At 73.6% G+C, this 20,300-nt stretch carries 21 protein-coding genes; 16 read left to right on the top strand and 5 right to left on the bottom strand.

The genetic code is table 11. The features are described from left to right. Positions 1 to 47: 47 nt before the first annotated feature. Positions 48 to 878: an AfsR/SARP family transcriptional regulator gene (locus tag ACZ6KO_RS30815; RefSeq protein ID WP_469307274.1), complete on the bottom strand. Its 831-nt coding sequence runs from the start codon at positions 876 to 878 to the stop codon at positions 48 to 50. A 238-nt stretch (positions 879 to 1,116) separates the two neighbouring features. On the opposite strand from ACZ6KO_RS30815, the gene ACZ6KO_RS30810 reads away from it, so the two are divergent. From ACZ6KO_RS30810 to ACZ6KO_RS30785, 6 genes are all read left to right on the top strand, one after another. Next, the gene (locus tag ACZ6KO_RS30810) at positions 1,117 to 1,938 is read left to right on the top strand and encodes an AfsR/SARP family transcriptional regulator (protein ID WP_469307273.1); all 822 of its coding nucleotides are present in this window, start codon (positions 1,117 to 1,119) and stop codon (positions 1,936 to 1,938) included. Between the two features lie 268 nt (positions 1,939 to 2,206). Then, a complete protein-coding gene (locus tag ACZ6KO_RS30805) occupies positions 2,207 to 2,899 on the top strand; it encodes a thioesterase II family protein (protein WP_469307272.1) in 693 nt (230 codons plus the stop codon). Further along, positions 2,896 to 4,161 carry a beta-ketoacyl-[acyl-carrier-protein] synthase family protein gene (locus ACZ6KO_RS30800; RefSeq protein ID WP_469307294.1) on the top strand — a complete coding sequence of 422 codons (1,266 nt, stop codon included), beginning with the start codon at positions 2,896 to 2,898 and terminating at the stop codon, positions 4,159 to 4,161. Before ACZ6KO_RS30805 ends, ACZ6KO_RS30800 begins: the two co-directional genes overlap by 4 nt. 161 nt (positions 4,162 to 4,322) lie before the next feature. Then, positions 4,323 to 5,546, top strand: coding sequence for a ketosynthase chain-length factor (locus ACZ6KO_RS30795; RefSeq protein WP_469307271.1), 1,224 nt, complete (start codon positions 4,323 to 4,325; stop codon positions 5,544 to 5,546). Between the two features lie 35 nt (positions 5,547 to 5,581). Next, a complete protein-coding gene (locus ACZ6KO_RS30790; protein ID WP_469307270.1) occupies positions 5,582 to 5,875 on the top strand; it encodes an acyl carrier protein in 294 nt (97 codons plus the stop codon). Between the two features lie 125 nt (positions 5,876 to 6,000). Further along, positions 6,001 to 7,206, top strand: a complete 1,206-nt coding sequence (locus ACZ6KO_RS30785; protein ID WP_469307269.1) for an FAD-dependent monooxygenase — start codon at positions 6,001 to 6,003, stop codon at positions 7,204 to 7,206. A 174-nt stretch (positions 7,207 to 7,380) separates the two neighbouring features. Here ACZ6KO_RS30785 and ACZ6KO_RS30780 read toward each other — a convergent pair whose 3' ends face one another. The 3 genes from ACZ6KO_RS30780 to ACZ6KO_RS30770 all read right to left on the bottom strand — a co-directional run bounded on the left by ACZ6KO_RS30780 (position 7,381) and on the right by ACZ6KO_RS30770 (position 9,330). Beyond that, positions 7,381 to 8,208 carry an AfsA-related hotdog domain-containing protein gene (locus ACZ6KO_RS30780; RefSeq protein WP_469307268.1) on the bottom strand — a complete coding sequence of 276 codons (828 nt, stop codon included), beginning with the start codon at positions 8,206 to 8,208 and terminating at the stop codon, positions 7,381 to 7,383. Positions 8,209 to 8,458: 250 nt separating this feature from the next. Beyond that, positions 8,459 to 8,635, bottom strand: coding sequence for a hypothetical protein (locus ACZ6KO_RS30775; RefSeq protein ID WP_469307267.1), 177 nt, complete (start codon positions 8,633 to 8,635; stop codon positions 8,459 to 8,461). A gap of 167 nt (positions 8,636 to 8,802) precedes the next feature. Beyond that, positions 8,803 to 9,330, bottom strand: coding sequence for a flavoprotein (locus ACZ6KO_RS30770; RefSeq protein WP_469307266.1), 528 nt, complete (start codon positions 9,328 to 9,330; stop codon positions 8,803 to 8,805). 59 nt (positions 9,331 to 9,389) lie between these two features. Between ACZ6KO_RS30770 and ACZ6KO_RS30765 the strand changes: the two genes are divergently transcribed. The 7 genes from ACZ6KO_RS30765 to ACZ6KO_RS30735 all read left to right on the top strand — a co-directional run bounded on the left by ACZ6KO_RS30765 (position 9,390) and on the right by ACZ6KO_RS30735 (position 16,367). Then, complete coding sequence (locus ACZ6KO_RS30765; RefSeq protein ID WP_469307265.1) at positions 9,390 to 9,803, top strand: SgcJ/EcaC family oxidoreductase; 414 nt, start codon at positions 9,390 to 9,392, stop codon at positions 9,801 to 9,803. A 115-nt stretch (positions 9,804 to 9,918) separates the two neighbouring features. After that, positions 9,919 to 10,440 carry a hypothetical protein gene (locus ACZ6KO_RS30760; RefSeq protein WP_469307264.1) on the top strand — a complete coding sequence of 174 codons (522 nt, stop codon included), beginning with the start codon at positions 9,919 to 9,921 and terminating at the stop codon, positions 10,438 to 10,440. 220 nt (positions 10,441 to 10,660) lie between these two features. After that, positions 10,661 to 12,286 (top strand): class I adenylate-forming enzyme family protein, encoded by a 1,626-nt coding sequence (locus ACZ6KO_RS30755; RefSeq protein WP_469307263.1) that lies wholly within the window; start codon positions 10,661 to 10,663, stop codon positions 12,284 to 12,286. Between the two features lie 20 nt (positions 12,287 to 12,306). Beyond that, positions 12,307 to 12,639: an antibiotic biosynthesis monooxygenase family protein gene (locus ACZ6KO_RS30750; protein WP_401456030.1), complete on the top strand. Its 333-nt coding sequence runs from the start codon at positions 12,307 to 12,309 to the stop codon at positions 12,637 to 12,639. After that, positions 12,629 to 14,674: an FAD-dependent oxidoreductase gene (locus ACZ6KO_RS30745; RefSeq protein WP_469307262.1), complete on the top strand. Its 2,046-nt coding sequence runs from the start codon at positions 12,629 to 12,631 to the stop codon at positions 14,672 to 14,674. The genes ACZ6KO_RS30750 and ACZ6KO_RS30745 overlap by 11 nt, the downstream gene beginning before the upstream one ends. Further along, positions 14,671 to 15,486 carry an SDR family NAD(P)-dependent oxidoreductase gene (locus ACZ6KO_RS30740; RefSeq protein ID WP_469307261.1) on the top strand — a complete coding sequence of 272 codons (816 nt, stop codon included), beginning with the start codon at positions 14,671 to 14,673 and terminating at the stop codon, positions 15,484 to 15,486. The genes ACZ6KO_RS30745 and ACZ6KO_RS30740 overlap by 4 nt, the downstream gene beginning before the upstream one ends. Beyond that, positions 15,486 to 16,367 (top strand): SRPBCC family protein, encoded by an 882-nt coding sequence (locus tag ACZ6KO_RS30735; protein WP_469307260.1) that lies wholly within the window; start codon positions 15,486 to 15,488, stop codon positions 16,365 to 16,367. Before ACZ6KO_RS30740 ends, ACZ6KO_RS30735 begins: the two co-directional genes overlap by 1 nt. Positions 16,368 to 16,756: 389 nt before the next feature. Here the strand turns inward: ACZ6KO_RS30735 and ACZ6KO_RS30730 are convergent, their stop codons facing one another. Then, complete coding sequence (locus ACZ6KO_RS30730; RefSeq protein WP_469307259.1) at positions 16,757 to 17,749, bottom strand: AMP-binding protein; 993 nt, start codon at positions 17,747 to 17,749, stop codon at positions 16,757 to 16,759. Between the two features lie 309 nt (positions 17,750 to 18,058). On the opposite strand from ACZ6KO_RS30730, the gene ACZ6KO_RS30725 reads away from it, so the two are divergent. The 3 genes from ACZ6KO_RS30725 to ACZ6KO_RS30715 all read left to right on the top strand — a co-directional run bounded on the left by ACZ6KO_RS30725 (position 18,059) and on the right by ACZ6KO_RS30715 (position 20,246). Beyond that, entirely contained in the window at positions 18,059 to 18,886 is an 828-nt protein-coding gene (locus ACZ6KO_RS30725) for an NAD(P)H-binding protein (RefSeq protein WP_469307258.1), read from the top strand. 227 nt (positions 18,887 to 19,113) lie between these two features. Next, entirely contained in the window at positions 19,114 to 19,755 is a 642-nt protein-coding gene (locus tag ACZ6KO_RS30720; RefSeq protein WP_469307257.1) for a hemerythrin domain-containing protein, read from the top strand. Beyond that, the gene (locus tag ACZ6KO_RS30715; RefSeq protein WP_469307256.1) at positions 19,752 to 20,246 is read left to right on the top strand and encodes an anthrone oxygenase family protein; all 495 of its coding nucleotides are present in this window, start codon (positions 19,752 to 19,754) and stop codon (positions 20,244 to 20,246) included. Before ACZ6KO_RS30720 ends, ACZ6KO_RS30715 begins: the two co-directional genes overlap by 4 nt. The last annotated feature ends 54 nt before the right edge of the window (positions 20,247 to 20,300 follow it).

The following is a 20,300-nucleotide window of genomic DNA, read 5'->3' as shown; positions in this document are numbered from 1 at the left end:
CCAGGGGAATTCCATGTTCCGTGCTCTGTTCGGCGCTATGTTCCGTGCTATGCGTTCAAGCGGACGCTGAGGTTCTCTATTTGGGTGCGGAGCCGCGCTATTTCGCTGCCCAGGTCGAGAAGTGCGGCCGGCGTTCCCGGTACGTCGAGAATTTCCGCGACGCGGGCGCGCAGTGCCGGGCCCGGTTCGACGCCGAGTTCCGTACGCAGCCGGTGGCGGGCGCGTTCGTAGACCCCCAGTGCCTCCCACTGCCGGCCGCCCCTGCACAGCGCGACCATCAGCAGGTCGTAGAGCCGCTCGCGCGTCGGATGGTCGGCGGTGAGGCGTTCGAGCGTGTCGGCCAGGGGGCGTGGGTCGGTGTGCGGGATGCGCAGCCGGGCCTCGTGGAGGGCCTCCTCGGTGACCAGGCGCAGCTCGGCGAGGCGGTCGGCCTCCGCCGTGCACAGGGGGCCGCCGGTCGCGCCGTCGAGCGGGGCGCCGCGCCACAGGGTCAGTGCCCGTCGTAGCAGGTCGCAGGCGTGCACCGGGTCCGTGGGGAGGACGGCGCGGCCCTCGGCGGAGAGGCGGTGGAAGGCCTGTGCGTCGCTGCTGGGGGCGGGCAGGCGGTAGCCGCGGGGGCTGGTCGTGATGTGGTCCGCGCCGTCGACCCCGTGCAGCAGCCGGCGCAGCCGGGTGACGTGGGCCTGGAGGGCGTTGGCGGCGGCGGTGGGCGGGGCGTCGCCCCAGAGCTCGTCGATGAGCCGGTCGGTGGAGAGCAGCTGGCCGGAGCGGGACACGAGCGCACCGAGGAGCGCGCGCTGCTTGGCACCCGAGGGCGCGCCACGGGCACCCGTACGCGGGTCGTGGACCTCGACCGGGCCGAGGACAAGGAATTCCATGATTCCGATGGCTCCTTGGCGACCTTGGTGTGGCTGCCGTGAAAGTGAACCTGTGGTGAACCTGTCCGGGCTTCCTTCGCGTGGAATGTAGCAGTTGATATGCGGCTCGGAAATCCTGAGCTTGGAGGTGGGCTCGAAGTGGGCTCAAGAATTCGGGGACATTGCCCTGGGCCCGGCTACCGTGCGTCCAGTCGCAGGCTGAAATTCGAGAGGGACTCGACGACATGCGGAGGAGACCGTGAAGATTCAGGTTCTGGGTCCGTTGAGTGCCGAGGTCAACGGGGGCTCGATTGTTCCGACGGCGCGTAAACCGCGGCAGATCCTGACACTCCTTGCGCTGTACCCGGGGCGGGTGATGCCGGTCCCGACCCTGATGGAGGAGATCTGGGGCACTGACCTGCCCCAGAGCGCACTGACGACCTTGCAGACGTACATACTCCAGCTGCGCCGGCGGCTCGGTACGGCCATGGGGCCGGGCGGGCCGGGTGGCGCGAAGGAGGTACTTGCCACGCGGCACGGCGGCTATCTGCTGCAGATTCCGCCGGAGTGCGTGGACGTCCACGAGTACGAGGGACTGGTCGCCCGCGGGCAGGCGGCCTTCGAGGAGGGCGACGACGAGAGCGCGGCCGCGCAGTTGCGTCAGGCGCTCGCGCTGTGGCAGGGGCCGGCGCTGGTCGACGTACGGGTGGGGCCGATCCTCGAGATCGAGGTGATGCGGCTGGAGGAGAGCCGGCTGGTCACGGTGGAGCGCCGGATCGACGTCGACCTGCGGCTGGGCAAGCACACGGAGCTGATCGCGGAGCTCACGGAGCTGATCGCGCGCCATCCGCAGCACGAGGGGCTCCACTCGCAGGCGATGGTGGCGCTGTACCGGTCGGGCCGGCAGGCGACGGCGCTGGACGTGTACCGGCGGCTGCGTACCCGGCTGATCGAGGACCTGGGTGTGGAGCCGTCGCCGCAGTTGCAGCGGCTGCACCAGGCGATGCTGACGGTGGATCCGGCGCTGGACGTCCTGGCGGGGCCGAAGCGGGGGTCGACCTTCGACTTGTACGCCGCCTAGGGGCTGTTGGGGCCTGCTGGGCCTGCTGGGGCTGCTGGGGCTGCTGGGGCTGCTGGGGCTGCTGGGGCTGCTGGGGCTGCTGGGGTTGTTTGGGTTGGGTGGGTTGGGTGGGTTGTTCGGCCCGGTCGTCCTCTCCAGTACCTCTCCACCGTCCCCCGGCAAGGTGGCGGGAGCGCCGTGTCGGCCGGTAGCGAGTGTGGATCGGGAGCGCCTGGATCGGGAGCGAGAGCGAGTCTGGATCGGAAAGGGCGGGGTTTCGTTGAGGGTGGTGTGCTTCGCGCATGCCGGGGCCGGGGTCTCGGCCTTTCACCGGTGGCCGGAGCTCGTCGGGCCCGGCGTCGAGGTCGTGCCCTGGCTGCTGCCCGGGCGGGACCGGCGGCGGCGGGAACCCCGGGTGGTCAGCCGTGAGGGGCTGCTGACGGAGCTGGCCGGGGTGGCCGGAGCCGTCGCCGGGCAGCCGTACGCGCTGTACGGGCACAGCCTCGGCGGGCTCGTCGCCTACACGCTGGCCCGGGGCGCGCCCGAGGTCGGTCTGCCGGCGCCCGCGCTGCTGGCGGTCGGCGCGCTGCCGCCGCCCGACGGGGTCGCCGCCCTGATCGGGGGCGGGGAGCTGGCCGAGGACGAGCTGGTCGGCGTACTGCGCGGGTTCGGGGCCGTACCGGAGGACGTGACTCCGGGGGACGTCTGGCACCGGTCCGTGCTGCCGGTGCTGCGGGACGACCTGCGGCTGGCCACCGCGTTGCGCGGCGCCGCGGCCGGGCCCGTCGGCGTACCGGTGCTGGCCGTGGCCGGCCGGGAGGATCCGCTGGGCCGGCCCGAGGCGGTGGCCGGCTGGCGGCGCTGGACGACCGAGCGGTTCGTCCACCGGACCGTCCCCGGTGGGCACTTCTTCGTACGTGACGCGGTGGTGCCCCGGCTGCTGGGGCGGGCCGCGCGGGTCGTGGCGCGGTGCGCGCGGTGAGGCGGGTCGTGGTGACCGGCCTCGGGGTCGTCGCGCCGGGCGGGGTCGGAGTCAAGGACTTCTGGGCGCTGCTGACCGACGGCCGGACGGCGACGCGGGCGATCACCCGGTTCGACGCCGGCGGCTTCCGCTCCCGGGTGGCCGGCGAGGTGGACTTCGATCCCGCCGGTCACGGTATGGCGCCGGGGCTGGACCGGGTCGCGCAGTTCGCCCTCGCGTGCGCCGGGGAGGCGCTCGCCGACGCCGGGCTGGACGCGGACCGGCCGGAAGGGCCCCGTACCGGGGTGTGTCTGGGTACGGCGCTCGGCTGCGCCTCCGCCATGGACGATGCGTACCGGCGGGCCAGCGGCTGCGGGGAGGCGTGGGTCGTCGACCACGTGCTGGCCGGACCGCGGTTGCGCGACTGGCTCGCGCCGGCCTCCCTGGCCGCCGAAGTGGCACGCGAGACCGGGGTGGAGGGGCCGGTGTCGGTGGTGTCCACCGGGTGCACGGCCGGGATGGACGCCCTCGGGCACGCTGCCGAGCTGATCCGCGAGGGCAGCGCCGACGTGATGCTCGCCGGGGCCAGCGAGGCGCCGCTCTCGCCGATCACGGCCGCCTGCTTCGACGCGATCAAGGCGACCTCGCGGCACAACGACAGCCCCGCCACCGCCTCCCGCCCCTTCGACCGGACCCGCGGCGGCTTCGTCCTCGCGGAGGGGGCCGCCGTACTGGTCCTGGAGGAGTACGGGCGGGCGCGGCGGCGCGGTGCGCACCTGTACGCCGAGATCCTCGGGTTCGGTGCGACCAACAACGCGTACCACATGACCGGACTGCGGGCCGACGGCGTGGAGATGGGCGAGGCGATCCGCATCGCCCTGCGCGAAGCCCGGGTCGCGGGTGCTGATGTGGATCACGTCAACGCCCATGGCTCGGGGACCCGGCAGAACGACGTGCACGAGACCGCCGCCCTGAAGCTGGCGCTCGGCGAGCACGCGTACCGCGTCCCGGTCAGCGCCATCAAGTCGATGATCGGGCACTCGCTGGGTGCCATCGGTGCGCTGGAGACCGTCGCCTCGGTGCTGGCCATCGAGCACGGCACCGTGCCGCCCACCGCCAACCTGCACGAGCCCGACCCCGACTGCGACCTGGACTACACCCCGCTCACCGCCCGCGAGCACCGTACGGACGTGGTGCTGACGGTCGGCAGCGGCTTCGGGGGGTTCCACAGCGCGATGGTGCTCGGGCGCCCCGTCCGACGACGAGCCGAGGAGGCCGGATGACTGCTTCAGGGACTGTTTCGGGGACTGCTTCGGGGAGTGTCTCGGGGGCCGCTTCGGGGAGTGTTTCGGGGGCTGCTTCGGGGGCTGCTTCAGGGACTGCTTCGGGCAGCGTTTCGGGCAGTGTTTCGGGGACTGCCTCCGTGGCGGGCGTACCCGGCGTTGTGGCGAGGGCAGCGTCGACCGCCGTCGTGACGGGCATCGGGGTGGCCGCGCCCAACGGACTGGGCACCGAGGCCTGGTGGGAGGCCGTACTGCGCGGCGAGAGCGGGATCGGGCCCGTCACCCGCTTCGACGCCTCGTCGTACCCGGTACGGCTGGCCGGCGAGGTGCCCGGCTTCGTCGACGAGGACCACGTGCCGAGCCGGCTGCTGCCGCAGACCGACCGGGTGACACGGCTGTCGCTGGCAGCGGCGAAGGAGGCCCTGGACGACGCGGAGGTCGACCTGGAGCGGCTGCCGGAGTACGCGGCCGGGGTGGTGACGGCGGCGTCGTCGGGCGGGTTCGAGTTCGGGCAGCGCGAGCTGCAGGCGCTGTGGAGCAAGGGCAGCCAGCACGTGAGCGCGTACCAGTCCTTCGCCTGGTTCTACGCCGTCAACAGCGGTCAGATCTCCATCCGGCACGGTCTGCGCGGGGCGAGCGGGGTCCTGGTCAGTGAGCAGGCGGGCGGGCTGGACGCGGTGGCGCAGGCGCGCCGGCAGCTGCGCAAGGGCGCCCGGCTGGTGGTGACCGGCGGGGTGGATTCGGCGCTGTGCCCGTGGGGGTGGGCGGCCCATCTGGCGGGCGGGGAGATGACGACCGAGGGCGATCCGGCCGTGGCGTACGTGCCCTTCGACGAGCGGGCCCGCGGGCACGTGGTGGGGGAGGGCGGGGCGCTGCTGGTCCTGGAGGACGCGGAGGCGGCGCGGGCGCGCGGCGCGCGCCGGGTGTACGGGAGCGTGGTCGGCCAGGCCTCGACCTTCGATGCCGATCCGGCGGCGCCGCGGCTGCGGGCCGCCGCCGAGCAGGCGCTGGCTGAGGCGGGCGTCGGACCGGCGTACGTCGATGTGGTCTTCGCCGACGCCGCCGGCAGCCGGGATGCCGACCGGGCGGAGGCGGAGGCGATCGCGGGGCTGTTCGGGCCGCGCGGGGTACCGGTGACCGCTCCCAAGACGATGACCGGCCGGCTGTCGGCGGGCGGCGCCTCGCTCGACCTGGCGGCCGCGCTGCTGGCCCTGCGCGACCAGGTGGTGCCGCCGACCGTCGGGACCGTGCGGCCGGCCGCGGACTGTCCGCTGGACCTGGTGACCGGCACGCCGCGGCGGGCGCGGCTGCGTACGGCGTTGGTGCTGGCCCGGGGGCGGGGCGGCTTCAACTCGGCGGCCGTGGTGCGCGCGGGGGTGGCCTGATGGCAGGGAGACATGGTGACGGCGAGGAGGACACGATGGAGCAGGGGGAGCATATGGAGCGCGTGATGCAGATGGAACTGGGTGATCTCGCCCGGTTGCTGAGCGAGTGCGCGGGGGAGGCCGAGGGCGTCGACATGAGCGACCCGGCCAACCTCGACAAGGACTGGATGGACCTGGGCTACGACTCGATTTCCATCATCCAGACGACCAGCCGGATCGAGCGGGACCACGACGTCCTGCTCGACGAGGACGAGCTGGGGGACGCCGACACCCCGCGGCGGTTCCTGGAGATGATCAACGCTGCCCTGTCGGCGCGCGCGGGGGTGTGAGGCGGGTGGCCGCGGGTGCGGGCGTGGGTGCCGGTGCCGGTGCTGGTGCCGGCGTCGGCGCGGGAGTCGGTGCCGGGGGCGGGGACCGGGGCTGCGGCCGAGATGGTGCGGGGGTTCGCGCCGACGTGTGCGTGGTCGGGGGCGGGCCGGCCGGACTGGCGCTCGCGCTGATGCTCCTGCGGTCCGGGATGCGGGTGGTACTGGCGGAGAAGTCCACCGGGCTGCGTCGCGAGTTCCACGGCGAGATCCTCCAGCCCGGCGGGCAGCGGGTCCTGGACGAACTCGGGGTGCTGGGCGCGGCACGGGCGCGCGGGGCGTGCGTACTGGACGGGTTCCAGGTGGTGGAGCGGGAACGGGTGCTCCTCGACATCGACTACGGACGGCTCGATGCCCCGTACGACCATCTGCTGGCCCTTCCGCAGCCGCACCTGATCGCCGAGCTCCTCGACGCCTGTACGCGGCTGTCCGGGTTCACGTACCTGGAGGGGCACCGGATCTCGGCCCTCGTCGAGCAGCGGCCCGGTGGCCCGTACCGGGGTGCGGTGCTGCGCGGGCCTGACGGCGGGCGCGTGACCGTGCACGCGCCGGTGGTCGTCGGCGCGGACGGACGGTTCTCCAAGACCCGGGCGCTGGCCGGTATCGGCGCGGGGCGGGCGGAGTCGTTCGCGCAGGACGTGGTGTGGTTCGCGCTGGAGGCGCCCGGGCGGGCCACCGGCAAGGTCCGGGTGCACCGGGCGGGCGGCAGTGCGGTACTGGTCCACGACGCGTACCCGGACCGGCTGCGGATCGGCTGGACCCTGCCGCACGGTGGGTGGAGCGGTGCGGTGGAGCGGGGGATCGAGGCGATCAGGGACGATCTGGCCGCCGTACTGCCGCACGTGGCGGACCTGCTGCACGCGCAGCTGACCTCACTGTCGCGGTTGAGCCTGCTCGACGTGTTCGCGGCGCACGCCACGGAGTGGGTGCGGGACGGGCTGGTGCTCATCGGGGACGCGGCGCACACGCACGGGCCGATCGGGGCGCAGGGCATCAACCTGGCGTTGCAGGACGCGGCCGTGCTGCATCCGCTGCTGGTGGAGGGGCGGCCGCTCGCGGGGTACGTCGCCCAGCGCGCGCCGGTGGCGGAACGCGTCCACCGGATGCAGGTCATGCAGGCGCGGGCGATGCTGGGGCCGGCGGCGGGACCGGTGACCTCGTTCCTGCGGGCGGGGGCGGCGTCGCTCGTGACGCGGACGCCGATCGGGGCGAAGCTGACGCGGACCATCGCCCAGGGGCCGCGGGTGGTGCCGGTGCGGACGGACCTGTTCACGGCGGGGGTTGCGGCCGCCTGAGGCGGACGCGTAGGTCAGCTTTTATCGGTTTTGAGGCTTTTACGGCTTTTGGTTCGTGGGTCCTCGTGGTTCCTCGCGGTTCCTTCCTTCCGGCGTGCCGCCGCATGTCACGTTCCGGGGTCCTCGATGCATATAGGGGTAGGACCGGAGCGGAAAGGAGGGCCGAGATGGGGGCTAGGAGGCGAGGAGGAGTTCCACCGAGGTCACCTCGGCGGTGGCGGTGGCGGCGAAGACCAGCTGGCCGTGCTGGCGGGCGGTCACCCGGATCTGGAGGCGGCCGTCCGGCTCCCAGATGTGCGGGGTGACCTGGGTGTCGATCGCGCAGGGCGCGTCGGGGTCGGCGAGCAGCAGGAACTCGACGGCCATGCCGCTGAGCATGCCGCCGTGGGGGTGGGCGGCCTGCTGGGCGGCGCGGCGGGCCGCCTCCATAAGGGCCATGCTCGGGGTGCGGTCGGTGGTGATGCCGGTGTTGTCGGCGCCGACCGTGGTGAGGGCCGGCCGGATGGTGAACGCGGCCTCGGCGCCGCCGAGGAGGACACCGTCGCGGACGACGGCGACATGGGTGGTCAGCCCCGTGAGGCGGCCGCGCCGACGGGTGATGTCGGCGCAGCCGATGTGCAGTTCGACCTGCGTGGGGAGCGGGTCGGAGGTGCGGGCGGCAGGGGCGAGGGCGGTCGTGGTGGGGGCGGTTGTGGTGAGGGCGGGTGTGGTGGGGGCAGTCGTGGAGGGCGCAGTCGTGGTGAGGGCGGCGGGTTCGACGGCGTAGATGAAGCGGTCCCAGAGCTGGTCGTGGGCCGGCGGGACGCCGTAGGCCTCGCGGCAGAGCAGCGTGATGGCCTGGCGGACGGTCTCGGCGAGGAGCAGGGGGTCGTGCGCACCGTCGGCCGAGGGGTAGGCGGGGTGGTCGTGCGGCCATCGGGCGGTGACGACGAAGCGGTCCCGGCCGGTGGGGCGCCAGCCCGTCAGCAGCTCCTGAGCGGTGGCGGCTTCGGTTGTGGTCACGGGCGTGGTCCCCCTGCGCGGTTCGGCTGGAGCGGTGAGGAGTGCGGCGGCATGGCGTGCGGCGGCATGGCGTGCGGCGGTATGGCGTTGGGCGGTGCGACGACCCTCATAACGTAGAGAACGTTCTGTTTTTTGTCGAGGAGTTCGAAGGGAGACAGGGGGTGGTCAGGGGGCGGCAGGGGTGAGGGGGAAACGGGCGTGGTGTCCGGCCTGGTAGGGCTCGACGATGCGGTGGGCGGAGACAAGCACCTCAGCGGCCGTGGGGGCGGTTGCGGTTGCGCACCTGGCGAACCCCGTCGACGAGGAGAGTGGTGCCGGCGAGGACGGCGAAGATCGAATACGGGACGGTGTCGATGACCTCGGACAGGTAGAGGGTGAGCAGTGTGACGCCGGCCGCGATGGCGGCGTACGGTATCGCCCTTCTCATGGCGGCTCCTCCTGGTGCGTGAACGGGCGTGCGGGGAGAGGGGGAAGGGCGCCGTTCGTGTGCGCCTCATCCATCGCGAACGGGTAGGGCGAGGCCAGCGGCGGCTCGAAGGAATGCTGTGGGTGATCCGGATCCGGATCCGGATCCCGAAGGGGCCGGCCGCAGCGCTAGGCGGAGACCGCCTCCAGGGCGATCGGCCAGGGGAAGGACGCCGGGGCGTCGGGGCCGGCCGGGCCCGGGAGGAACCCGCCCTCGCCGAAGCGGACGTCGACGCCGGCCGTGCGCAGGATGGCCAGGCTCTGCTCGAACTGCGGGTGCGCGGCCAGTGCGGTGTTGGTGCACGGCATCGTGACCGTCGGGGTGCCCTTGCCGAGGGCTTCGGCGGCGACGCCGACCACGAAGCGGTCGGTGAGACCGAGTGCCCAGGCGTTGATGGAGTTGAAGGTGGCCGGGGCGAACAGCAGGGCGTCGGCCGGGGGCCAGACGTCGGGCTCGCCGGGCAGCTTGTACTGCCAGCGCACCGGATGGCCCGTCAGGGCCGCCAGGCCGTCCAGACTCCCGGCCAGCCAGTGCGCCGCCGTCGGAGTCAGCCCCAGGCATACGTCCCAGCCGCGCGCCTGGGCGTCCTCGATCACATGGGCCACGTCGAACACGGGCGGTGCGGCGGAGCAGAGCAGGTAGAGAGTCCTCGTCATGCCCCCATGTGATCATATCGCTTGACCTCCACCATGCTTGAGGTACGAGTGTGGTGCCCATGACCACCGAATCCACGGCGCACGCCGCCGACATCGAAGCCATCCGCCAGGTCGTCGCCACCGTTCAGCGCACTCAGCGGGCCCGTGACGCCGAGGGGTTCCTCGCCCTCTTCCACCCCGACGCGTTCTGGACCACCGGGCACGGCAAGGTCCTGCTCGGCTTCGACGCGATCGCGGAGTTCACCCGCGAGGTCCTGCCGAACGCCGACGGGGTGGACGGAGCCGGCTACGAGGTCACGCACGTGCAGTTCCTCCGTCCGGACGTGGCCGCGGTCAAGGTCCGCCAGGTCTACCGGGGTGCGGACGGCGCGGTGGAGGGCCCCGAGGGGACGCCGCTGTACGTGATGACCAAGCAGGGCGACGGCGGGCGCTGGCTGCTGACGGCCTGCCAGAACACGCAGGTCCACGACTGAGGGGAGTGGGCGCGGGCTAGGGACTTTTACAAAGTTCAGGTCAGCTCTTGCACTTAGTTCAAGTGGTGGGCTAACTTCGTCTTGTACGCAGTTCAAGTCGAAGAGGAGCCCCACCATGAACGCCTTCGTCGCCATCCTGCAGCTGCTCGTCGCCGCGGCCTTCCTGAGCATCCCGGTGGTGCGCGCCCGCTACGGGGCCACCGCGACGGCCGGCGCCGAGGCCGAGCTGGAGCGCCAGGGCGTGCGGAAGACGGTGCTGGCGGAGAACGGCATGCGGTTCGACGCCGGCGGTCACGAGACCTGGGCCCCGGTCGGGATCGCCACCGCGCTGGCGGCGGTGGCCGTGGTCAACCTCTTCGCCGGATCGGGTTCCTGGGGCGGGCCGCTCACCTGGGCCGTCCAGTCGATCGTGCTGGCCATCAACTGCGTGATCCTCTACAGCAACCTGACCGCCGTGACCTCCGTGCGCGCCGCCTTCGCCCGCAAGGGCGGCGAACTCGCCCGGATCGACGTCCCCGCCCTCCTCAAGGCGGCCGAGGACGGCTTCCCCGCCTGGGTCTGGGTCCTGCAGAACGTCCGCCACGTCGTCGTCTTCGGCGCCTCCCTCGGCGTCATCGGCGCGCTGATCGCGGCCTGAGGCCTGAGGCCTGAGGTCATGGGTGGGGCAGCGCCCCCCGGTCGGGAGTCCCCGGCCGGGGGCTTCCCCCTTTCCGGCCCCCTTTCCCGCCCCCGCTCCGGGTGGGTTCGCGGCCGGTTCCGGGGCGCGGGGTCTCCGGCGGTCGTCGAGCGGGTGTCCAGGGCGTCTCGAGTGCTCGTGGGGACCGTGGGGGGAGCCGCGTCCCCAGGAGGGCAGAGACGTGCCGGTCTTCTCGTACCCCGAGCTCCCGCTCGACGGGCTGCTGCGCCGCGCCGCGCGCCGCGCTCCGGACGCGGCGGCGATCCGGTACGACGACGGGCGTCCCGCCGTCACGTTCGCCGAACTCGACGCGCAGGCCGACCGGATCGCCGGACACCTGGAGCACACGGTGGGGCGGCGCGGGGCACGCGTGGGCGTCGCCAACGTGCTCGACGCCTCCTTCGCCGCCGCCTACTACGGCACCGCGCGCAGCGGGAACACCGCCGTCCTGGTCAATCCGCTGATCAAGGAGGCCGGGCTGGCGCACGTCTTCGCCACCGCCTCCGTGGAGGTGGCCTTCGTACCGGCGGCGACCGCACGGCTGCTGGAGTCCCTCTCCGGCCGACTGCCCCACCTGCACACCGTCGTCGTCACCGACGGGGCCGGGCTTCCCCGGTGGCCCGCCGGACCCGGGGCCGCCCCCGCCCCCGCCCCCGGTTCCGGAACCGGGGCGGAGCCCGATGACCTCGCGTGCATCCAGTTCACGACGGGTACCACCGGAAACCCGCGCGGAGTGCGGCTCACCCACCGCAACCTCGTCGCCAACGCCGCCCAGACGGCGGCCGCGCACGACCTGCGGCGCGACTCGGTCGTGCTCAACCACCTGCCGCTGTACCACGTCATGCACCTCAACTCGGCCGTGTACGCCGGGGCCTGCCAGGTGCTGTGCACCCACCCCGACCCGCTCGTCTCGCTCGCCGTCGCCGCCCGTGAAGGGGCCAGCCACTACTACGGCCTGCCCGCGCGGCTGCACCGGCTCGCCGTCCAGCTGCGCGACGCGCACGACGTGAGCATCGAGGGCGTTCCCGCCGGTCCGCGGCTGACCGCCGTCCTGTCCGGCGGGACCGCCCTCCACCCGTCCGCCGCCCGCACCCTGCGCGAGCGGCTCGGCGTACCCGTCGTCCAGGGGTACGGCATGGCCGAACTGTCCCCGCTGAGCCACTGCCAGCGCCCCGGCGGCGGCCGCTCCGACGCCTACGACGCCCATGACCGGCCGCGCAGCACCGCCGTCGGCCAGACCGTCCCGGGCACCGAGTGCCGCATCGTGCACCTGGACACCCGGCGCCCGCTGGCCCCGTACTCCACGGGGGAAGTGCAGGTCAGGGGGCCGCAGCTGATGGCCGGCTACCTGGACTGCCTGGGGCCCGCCAAGGTCGAGTACGGCGGCTGGTTCTCCACCGGCGACGTCGGCTACGTCAACGCCGACGGCGAGCTGTTCCTCGTCGACCGGCTCGGCGACGTCTTCAAGTACGACAACGAACTCGTCTCGCCGACCGCCGTCGAAGCCGTCGTCGCCGCCGACGAGCGGGTCGCCGACTGCGTGGTGGCCGGCTGGCCCGACCCCGTCCACGGGGCCGTCGTGTGGACCGGGATCGTGCTGCGCGATCCCCGCCCGGCCGGCGGCCCCGGGCTGCTCGACGTCCTCGACTCGATCGTCGAGCGCGCCAACGAACGCCTCGCTCCCTTCGAGCAGATCCGCCGCGTCGAAGTCATCGACGCCGTGCCCCGCACCCCCGTGGGCAAGCCCGCCCGCCGGGGCCTGCTGATGAGCATCCGTACCCGCGCGGCCGTCGAGACGGCCGCCTAGCCCTCCCCCTGGAGATTCCTGTGGTGACCTTCGTCAACAAGCTGACCGTGCACGGCGACGTCGAGGAGTTCCTGGCCGCGAAGGAGCGGATCTCCGCCTTCATGAGCGCGCAGCCCGGGCACATCGCGCACCGCACGCTGGGCTCGCTGGGCGAGCCGAACGTCTTCATAGAGATCGCCGAGTGGCTGGACGCCGCCTCCCACCAGGCCGCCATGCGCAGCGAGACCTTCCGTGAGCTCGTCGGCCCGCTCGCCGCGCTGGCCACTCCCGAACCGGGCCTGTTCCGGACCCTGGAGGCGGAGCCGTGGCGCACCGAGCCGGTGCGGCTGCAGGAGCCTGCCCGTGCCGCGTGACATCGCATCGGACGTCGGCGGCGGCAGCGCCGCCCCTGACGGTCCCGTCGACGGCACTGCAGCGGCCGCGTCCGCCGTCGATGCCGTCCCCGTCCCCGTCCCCGTCCCTGCCGCCGCCGCCGACGGCCAGGTCCTGGTCGTCGGCGCCGGACCCGTCGGGCTCACCGCCGCGCACGAGCTGGCGCGGCGGGGCCTGGCGGTCCGGCTGATCGACGCCGCGTCCCGGCCGGCCCGCACCAGCCGGGCCGTCGCCGTCCACCCGCGCACCCTGGAGACCTTCGACCAGATGGGCGTGATCGGCCCGGTCCTGGAACACGGACGCCACAACCGGGCGTTCACCATGTACGGCAGCGGGCGGCGGCTGGTGCGGCTGGAAGCCGACTACGCCTCGATGCCCACGCGCTACCCGTACACCGTCATCATCGAGCAGACCCGGACCGAAGCGGTCCTGCGCGAGGCCGTCGCCCGGCTGGGCGTGCAGGTCGAGTGGGGCGTACGGCTGGCCTCCTTCGAGCAGTCCCCCTCCGGCGTACGGGCGGTGCTCGCGCACGCCGACGGGCGCGAGGAGCAGCACGTCACCGGCTGGCTGGTCGGGTGCGACGGCGGACACAGCACGGTGCGCAAGCAGCTGCGGCTGCCGCTGATCGGGGAGTCCAGCGAGACCTGGGAACTCGCCGACGCCCCGGTCGACGTCGACCTGCCGCCGGACACCATCTACTGGGCGCACACCGGCGGTCAGGCGCTGATGATGGTCCCGTACCCCGAGCAGGGTCGCTGGCGGCTGCTGGACACCGCGCCCACCGGACCCGGAGCCGATCCGCGGCCGGTGGCGGAGCGCTTTTCGGCCAAACTGTCGGCCGGGCTCGGCACCGAGGTACGGGTCGGGGAGCCGACCTGGACCTCCCTGTTCACCTTCCAGCAGCGGATGGTGCCGCGCATGCACGACGGACGCTGCTTCGTCGCCGGCGACGCGGCGCACGTGCACAGCCCGGCCTCCGGCCAGGGCATGAACACCGGCGTGCAGGAGGCGTACAACCTCGCCTGGAAGCTGGCCATGGTGGCGCACGGCTGGGCGGGGCGGGAGCTGCTGCACACCTATGGCGAGGAGCGGGTGCCGGTGGGGCAGGCGCTGCTGGGGTCGACCAAACAGGCCACGTTCCTGGTCCAGTTCAAGAACACGCTCGCCGGGCTGGCCCTGCCGGTCGTGATGGGCGTCGTACGCAATGTGGGACCGCTGCGCCGCGCGATCCAGCGCAAGGTGCTGGGGGGCATGTCGGGGCTGCGCCTGGGCTACCCGGAGAGTTCCCTGACCACCCCGGCCGCGGGCATGGGCCTGCCGGCCGGCTCGCGGGCGGCGGCCGCCGTGGCCACCGCGGCCGCCGCGGCCCGGCACGCGGACGACCCGGGGGCGGCGGCGCTCCGCGCCGAACTGCGCGACGTGCGCTGGTCACTGCTGTACGTGCCCGAGGGCACCGGGGAGGCCGCCGATACGGCCGCGGGCGCCGGCGCCCGGCACGAGGCGTGGCTGTCGGTGCGTACGGTCACCGGCGCCGGCGGCGCCATCGGTGTCGGTGGAGTCGGCGAGGGCGGTGACGGCGAGGGCGGGCCGCGGGCGTTGGCCGATCCCGACGGGCTGCTGCGCCGGGCGCTCGGCCTGTCGGCGGGCGGCTGGCTGCTGATCCGGCCGGACGGGTACGTCGCGTCGGGCGGCACGGAGCTGACCGAGGAGGCGCTGGCGCGGGCGCTGGCGCCGCTGGGGGTGGCCGCGCGCGAGGAGGCCCGTCCCGCACGGCGGGACCCGGCCGGGGAGACGGCCCGGCCGTCCGCCTCGTCCCGGCCGTCCCCGTCGTCCCCGTCGTCCTCGGCGGCCGGGTCTTCGACGGCGTCCCCGCCGCCCGAGGCAGCAGGGGCCGCGGCGGCTCCGGCACGCCGTCGGCGGGCCCGGCGGACCTCGCCCCACCCCTCTTCCGGTGCGCCCCGAGTGGGATCGGGCACCGTCGAAGGGCCGACGCGATCGATGGAGGGCGCCCGATGACGACACAGCCGGTGCAGCGGACAGGCAAGGCCCCCGAGCGGCCGGTGGCCCTGGTCACCGGAGCCACCAGCGGGATCGGGCTGGCCATCGCCCGGGACCTGGGGGAGCGCGGACACCGGGTGTTCCTGTGCGCGCGGACCGCGGCGGACGTCAAGCAGACCGCCGAGGACCTACGGGCCGAGGGCCTGGCCGTCGAGGGGCTGGCCGCCGACGTGACCGACCGCGGTGCCGTCGAGGACCTGGTCGCGGCCGCCGTCGCCACCTACGGGGCGCCGGTCAGCATCCTGGTCAACAACGCCGGGCGCAGCGGTGGCGGCGCCACCGCCTCGATCACCGACGAGCTGTGGCACGAGGTCATCAACACCAACCTCAACAGCGTGTTCCTGCTGACGCGGGAGGTCCTCAACAGCGGCGGCCTGGGCAACGCCCCCTGGGGGCGGATCATCAACATCGCCTCCACCGCCGGCAAGCAGGGCGTGCTGCTCGGCGCCCCGTACTCGGCCTCCAAACACGCGGTCGTCGGCTTCACCAAGGCCCTCGGCAAGGAGCTCGCGCCCACCGGGGTCACCGTCAACGCGGTCTGCCCCGGGTACGTCGAGACGCCGATGGCGGCGCGCGTGCGCAGCGGCTACGCGGCGGCGTGGGACACGACCGAGGAGTACGTGCAGGAGCAGTTCGAGGCCAAGATCCCGCTCGGCCGCTACTCCACCCCCGAGGAGGTCGCGGGCCTGGTCGGCTACCTGACCACCGACCTGGCCGCGTCGATCACCGCCCAGGCGCTCAACGTGTGCGGCGGGCTGGGGAACTTCTGATGCCGCTCGCCCCCCGGGTGTGGGAGGCGGAGGTCGCCGCGCCCGCGGGGGTCCTGTACGGACTCCTCGCGGACGCGGCGCGCAGCCCGCTGTACTTCCCGGCGCCCGTCCACGTGGAGCGGCTCACCGGGGACGGCGTGCGGGACGAGTGGCTGGTGTGGTCGCTGACGGGGGACGCCGGCGGGGGCACGCGTGAGGGCGCGGGCCTGGACGCCGGACCTGGTTCCGGTGTGCCGGGTGCTCCCGGATCCCCCCGTGGCCTCGTCGGCGCGGGCTGCCCCGCGGGCGGCACCGTGGCGCTGCGCACCGAGCACCGGGTGCTCGATCCCGCGCGGCGGCGCGTCGGTTGCGCGGCCGGCGAGTGGGCCGTCGAGGCGCTCGACGGTGGCGACCGTTCGCGCGTCACGCTGACCGGTCCGCACGAGCAGGCCTGGCGGGACGCCCAGGACCTGCTGACGCTCGCGTCGCACTGGGAACGGCTCGACGACCTCGTGCTGTGCTTCGAGGACTCCGTCCGGGTCGCGGCGCCGCCCGCCCGGACGTACGGCCGCCTGGCCGCCCGGGCCGGCGACTGGCCGTACCGCGTGTGCTTCCCCGAAGCCGCCTCCGGGCGGGTCGTCGGCAAGCGCCCGCAGGCGCCGGACGCGCTGCTCGCCACCCACACCGGGACCTGGACGGTGGACGCCACCGGGCTGGTGACGGTCCGCCACCACGTGGTCCTGCGGCCCGGTGCCGTACGTCCGCACCTGGGCGATACGGCCGACCTCGGCGCGGCCCGGCGCGTCGTGCGCGAGTCCCTGGGGCGGGCGGGCGAAGAACTGCTGGCGTCCGTACGCCGGGAGGCGGAACGGTCCCCGGACCCGGTGGCGCACAACGCGTGACGCGGTACCGGCCGGACGGGCGTTCCCGGGGCCCGGTCGGCCCGGGCCGTGCGCTGCGGCCGCCCGTGGCGTGCCGCGCCATGCCCCGGTCGGCACCGGGCGCCGGTCCGGACCGGGCGTCGGGCACTGCCGGGCCACATGCCGGTCCGGGCGTCGGGGCGGGTCGAGACGTCGGCCGTGTCATGTGCCGGGCCGGGCAGGTGGGGTCGTGGCGGTGCTGGACGCGAGCCGTGCGTCGGGCCGGGTCGTGTGCCGGGGCGCGTCATGTGCCGGGCGGGTCTGGTTGTGTTGGGCCGGGCGTGGGGCGGCGCTTCGTTCGGAGGGGTGGGGCATGGTGTGGCCGAGGGGCCCGGTGGTGGGTGGGGCCCCTCGGCCGGGGGGAGGGGGCGTCAGAGCCTCACCGGGGAGCCGGTGACGTCCCAGAGGGCCGCCTCGGGGGCTGTCGGCGAGGACTTCCAGGCCGCCAGGGACGCGGGGTCCACCGGTTCGTCGGACAGCAGGACGTGCCGCAGAGCCGGCAGGGTGGTGCCGCGGGCCGCCTCCGCGAGGCGGGCGAACGCCGACGGCAGCTGCGTCAGCACGCTCACCCGGTGCTCCGCCAGGACCCGGGCGAACTCGCGCGCCTCGGAGGCGGTGTCCCGGTCCACGATGATGGCGCGGCCTCCCGACAGCAGGGGGCCCCAGATCTCGCGCATGCCCAGGTCCAGGCTCAGGGAGTGGAAGTACGTCCACACCTCGTCCGGCCCGGTCTCCAGCATCGGGAGGCACACGTCCAGCCAGGACAGCACGTCCAGGTGCGTCACCGGCTCCACGGCCAGCGCCCGCCCCGGGTTCCCGCCCGCCGGCAGCGCCAGGAACGCCGTCCGCTGCGGCAGTTCGCGCCGTACGGCCTGCTCCGGACGCACGGCGATGACGAACCGGCCCGCCTTGGCCACCGGGATCTCGTCCCGCAGCAGCCCGCCGTCCGAGATGACCATCTCGGCGCCGGCGTCCCGCATCAGGAACTCCTGCAGACCCGGGTTGTGCCCCGGCTCCAGGGGCAGTACGGCCGCCCCCGAGCGCAGCACGCCCACCACGGCGCCCGCCGCCATGCACGAGCGCCGGGCCCGTACCGCGACGGCCTGGCCCGGCCCGGTACGCCCGCTCAGCCGGCGGGCGATGTCGTCGGCGAGCCACTCCAGTTCCAGGTAGGTCGCCGAGTCCTCCGCGTCCTGGGCGGCGACCTTGCCCGGATGCCGGGCGGCCGCGGCCGCGAAGCGGATGTCGATCCGGTCCCGGCGCGTGGGCCGCTCGCCGGCCGGGTCGAGCCCGATCCGTCCGAGCAGCCCGGCCAGATCGGCGGACAATTGGTCGAGCTCCGGACGCTCCGGAGTGGGGTTCATCTGGCCTCCCGGACAACGGGTCGCAACTCCTGGTCCGATCGTGTCGGGAACGCTTGGAGGCCCGCTCGAGTCTCGCCGTACAGGACCGGTCCAGGACCGCTCAAGAGGCGCTCGACACGGGGTCCATGAGGAGTCGAGAGCCGCTCGGGATGCTGTGGCCCACCCCGTGAAGGCATGCCTACGATTCTCGGGCTCATGCCGCAGCCGCACTCTCCGCGCCGCTTCGAGGTGACCTCTCGTAGACGCAGGCGTATGGAACTGAGCTTTGTGGCTATGGCCCGTCTCGCGAGACTGGACTTGACTGTACTCATGACTCAGAACACGCAGAACACGCAGATCACCCTCGTCATCGGTGGAAACGGCAAGACCGGCCGCCGCGTGGCCGAGCGCCTCACCGCGCAGGGCCGCCAGGTGCGCATCGGTTCGCGCAGCGGGTCGCCGGCCTTCGTGTGGGAGGACTCCTCCACCTGGGACGCGGCGCTCGAGGGCGTCGACCGTGTCTACATCACCTACTACCCCGACCTCGCCTTCCCCGGCGCCGCCGAGCAGGTGGAGGAGTTCTCCCGGGTCGCCGTCGCCAAGGGCGCGCGCCGTCTGGTGCTGCTCTCCGGCCGCGGTGAGGAGGCCGCCGAGGTCAGCGAGAACAACGTGAAGGCCTCCGGCGCCGACTGGACCATCGTCCGGTCCAGCTGGTTCAACCAGAACTTCAACGAGAGCTTCTTCCTGGAGCCCGTCCTGGCCGGCGAGATCGCCCTGCCGACCGGTGACGCCGTCGAGGCCTTCGTCGACGCCGACGACATCGCCGACGTGGTCGTGGCCGCGCTGACCGAGGACAAGCACATCGGCAAGACCTACGAGCTGTCCGGTCCGCGGCTGCTCAGCTACACCGACGTGGCGGCGGAGCTGTCCAAGGCGACCGGCCGCGAGATCAAGTACATCTCGGTCACCAACGAGCAGTACCGCGCCGTGCTCCGCGAGAACGGCCTGCCGGAGGACTTCGCCGACCTGTTCACCATGATCCTGGACGGGCGCAACGCGCACCTGGTCCACGGTGTGGAGGAGGCCCTGGGCCGCAAGCCCAAGGACTTCGCCGAGTTCGCCCGCGAGGCCGCGGCGACGGGCGTCTGGAACGTCTGAGCCAGGGCGTACCGGGCACGAGGTACGAGGTACGAGGCACCACCGGCATCCCGTGACCGGTCGGGCGGCGACTCTGGTACGGCCGCCGCCCGCCCGGGAACCGGGGACCGGGAGCCCCACTCGTACGACCCGCACCATCCGTACGACCGCACCACCCCGCACCACCCCGCACCACCGCGCCGCGGCACGCACCACCGCACCGCAGCGCCGACCGGCAGGAGGTCCCGATGACCGCGCCCAAGCCGTCCTTCTCCAGCGAGCACGGGCTGGACTCGCTCCCGCCCCACTTCCACGGATTCGCCCTCATGCACATCGCGATGAGACGCGACGCGGCCCGGCTGCGCGCGGCCGCGCCCGCCTGGCAGGGCACCGGCGGCGCCGAGTGGTGGCAGCGGCTGCGCGAGGTCATCGAGTGGCACCACACCAGCGAGGACGACGTGCTGTGGCCCGGACTGCGCGGCCGCGACGCCGACTTCGACGCGCAGGCGCGCGAACTGCACGAGGACCACGAGTCGCTGGACACGGCCATGGCCGCGGTCTCCACCGCGATCGCCCACGGCGGCGACGGCCTGGTCAAGGCGTCCGCCGACTTCGAGACCGTCCTGCGGGACCACCTGCGGGACGAGGAGCAGGTCGTCTTCCCCGTCTTCGACCGGCTCGGGGAGCGGGCGTACCTCGCCGAGGAGCGCAAGCTGATCGGGACCGCGCCGATGCGTGTGATGACGTACCTGCAGCCGTGGATGTTCGACGGAGCCCCCCGCTCCTCCGTCCGTCACGTCTCGGCGACCATTCCCCCTCCTGTCCGACTGATCGGTGCGACGCTGTTGCGCAGGCGATACGAGCGCACACTGAAGGGAATCCTGAAGTGACGAGCACGAGTACTCAATCCGCGACCCTGGTGGCGGCGACCGTCGGCACGGGCCTGATGGCCGGCCTCTACTTCGCGTTCGACATCTCGGTGATGCCGGGCCTCGGGCGCGGCGACGACCAGACGTACGTGACCGCGATGCGCAACATCAACGAGGCCATCGACAACGGGCTGTTCGGGCTGCTCTTCCTGGGCGCGTTCCTCGCGACGGGCGTCGCGGCCGCCCAGCAGCAGCGCGGCGGCCGGCTCGACACCGCGCGCTGGGGCTGGCTGGCCTTCGCGCTGTACGGGCTGTCGCTGGCGGTGACCGCGGTCATCAACATCCCGCTGAACAACCAGCTGGCGAAGGCGGGGCCGGACCTGTCCGCGGCCCGTTCCCGCTTCGGCGGCCGCTGGGCATCGGGCAACGTGGTCCGCACGGTCGCCTGTACGGCGGCCCTCGCGGCCCTGGGACGGGCGCTGACCCTGCACGGGCGCGGCTCGGCGGTCTGAGCGCCACGGCACCACCAGGCACCACCCCCGTGAACGGCGTCCGCTCTCTCTTCC

Source organism: Streptomyces sp. NPDC042102, from assembly GCF_055582305.1.
Note: the sequence above shows the minus strand (reverse complement) of the source record. Positions and strands in the feature narration are given on the sequence as shown.

What these genes read in the sequence shown, in the direction of transcription:
- ACZ6KO_RS30760 (WP_469307264.1), top strand. Translation starts at nt 9,919, where the DNA reads ATGAACGCCTTCGTCGCCATCCTGCAGCTGCTCGTCGCCGCGGCCTTC.
- ACZ6KO_RS30735 (WP_469307260.1), top strand. Translation starts at nt 15,486, where the DNA reads ATGCCGCTCGCCCCCCGGGTGTGGGAGGCGGAGGTCGCCGCGCCCGCG.
- ACZ6KO_RS30720 (WP_469307257.1), top strand. Translation starts at nt 19,114, where the DNA reads ATGACCGCGCCCAAGCCGTCCTTCTCCAGCGAGCACGGGCTGGACTCG.
- ACZ6KO_RS30775 (WP_469307267.1), bottom strand. Translation starts at nt 8,635, where the DNA reads ATGAGAAGGGCGATACCGTACGCCGCCATCGCGGCCGGCGTCACACTG.
- ACZ6KO_RS30790 (WP_469307270.1), top strand. Translation starts at nt 5,582, where the DNA reads ATGGAGCAGGGGGAGCATATGGAGCGCGTGATGCAGATGGAACTGGGT.
- ACZ6KO_RS30740 (WP_469307261.1), top strand. Translation starts at nt 14,671, where the DNA reads ATGACGACACAGCCGGTGCAGCGGACAGGCAAGGCCCCCGAGCGGCCG.
- ACZ6KO_RS30770 (WP_469307266.1), bottom strand. Translation starts at nt 9,330, where the DNA reads ATGACGAGGACTCTCTACCTGCTCTGCTCCGCCGCACCGCCCGTGTTC.
- ACZ6KO_RS30815 (WP_469307274.1), bottom strand. Translation starts at nt 878, where the DNA reads ATGGAATTCCTTGTCCTCGGCCCGGTCGAGGTCCACGACCCGCGTACG.
- ACZ6KO_RS30725 (WP_469307258.1), top strand. Translation starts at nt 18,059, where the DNA reads ATGACTCAGAACACGCAGAACACGCAGATCACCCTCGTCATCGGTGGA.
- ACZ6KO_RS30765 (WP_469307265.1), top strand. Translation starts at nt 9,390, where the DNA reads ATGACCACCGAATCCACGGCGCACGCCGCCGACATCGAAGCCATCCGC.
- ACZ6KO_RS30730 (WP_469307259.1), bottom strand. Translation starts at nt 17,749, where the DNA reads ATGAACCCCACTCCGGAGCGTCCGGAGCTCGACCAATTGTCCGCCGAT.